This is a genomic window from Oligella sp. HMSC05A10 (assembly GCF_001808335.1).
GTDB classification, from domain to species: Bacteria; Pseudomonadota; Gammaproteobacteria; order Burkholderiales; family Burkholderiaceae_B; genus Oligella; species Oligella urethralis.
Genome location: NZ_KV792849.1, coordinates 1 through 1,152, shown reverse-complemented (window position 1 = coordinate 1,152; position 1,152 = coordinate 1). Strand labels below are relative to the sequence as shown.

Sequence of the window (1,152 nt, the reverse complement as noted above, 5' to 3'; positions counted from 1 at the left end):
GGGATTCCTGCTTCCAGACGGCCAAGCCCGACCGCAAGAATGTTCCGACTGGCGTTGATATCTCGATCATGCCTTGTGCCACACTGCGCACACGTCCATTCTCTTATTCGCAAACCTGCTCTACCTTTCGGACTGCTGTCACGACTGCCACAGCACGAACACGTTTGGGTAGTGTATCGTTCTGATACGACTTCAAAACGGCAACCTGCGTGCTCGCATTTATAAGTCAATTGCCGTTTGATTTCAAACCAAGCAGCGTCATAGACGGACTTGGCTAGTTTTGATTTCTTACTGTTAAATTGATTACTCGCTACATCACCCACCACAATCAAAGCGTTCTCTTTCACTAGCTTAGTGGTGAATTGATGAATCATATGTTGTCGAGTGTTTTTTATCTTAGCATGAATCGCCTTAACTCGCTTTTTATTCCTTGCACGTTGTGCAATGGCTAAGGGCTTAGCCCACTGCTGTGTTTGTTTCATTTCTAAGGTATCACCATTGGATGCCACCGCTGCCGAACTTAACCCTAAATCAATCCCGACTTTACCTGTACCACACGTTTTCTTAGGGAAGTCTTTTACTGTGATACACGCATACCAACGCCCACGGCTATCTTGCACAATCTCTAGTGTGTTGATGCTGTACAAGCTTAAGTTATAACTATTCCACAGATCAATCATGAGCTGATTGCCTTTGCCTAGGCTTAGCTGCAAGGTGCTTTTTAAACTTTTCAATCCCATCTGACGGGAAACCACGTGCTTAATGGCCGACTTCTTAAACGGAATCCAACCAAGCGATTTACGTTTTGCCTTTGGATGATTAGTACGCCATGCTAACTTCGCTTTACGAAATTGCTTACGACTCTTTGCATACGTTTCATTCACCGCCTGAATCGTTTGACTGTGTAAGTTTAAAAACTCACCACTGCCTTTGGTGTACGCGCTTAAATCATAAGCCGAAAAGAACTTACCCGTGCGCTGCAAATGCGTGTAACTCAAGTCATTAACGTAATTCCACACGAAATTCACCGAACGACTTAATTCGTCCAGTGCCTTAGCGTGTTTCTCTCGAATTCGTAACTTGAGGGTTTTCATGCGTAAAAAATCCTAAACTAAAAAATACTTGCCTTACATCACCCACCTAAAGGAAAGG

The 1,152-nt window shown here is 44.1% G+C and carries 1 protein-coding gene; it reads right to left on the bottom strand.

Annotated features, from left to right (window positions below; all coding sequences use genetic code 11):
• Positions 1–1,094: RNA-guided endonuclease InsQ/TnpB family protein (locus HMPREF3144_RS01185; protein WP_070475817.1), on the bottom strand; the 1,094-nt coding region annotated here is incomplete at its 3' end.
• Positions 1,095–1,152 lie beyond the last annotated feature (58 nt).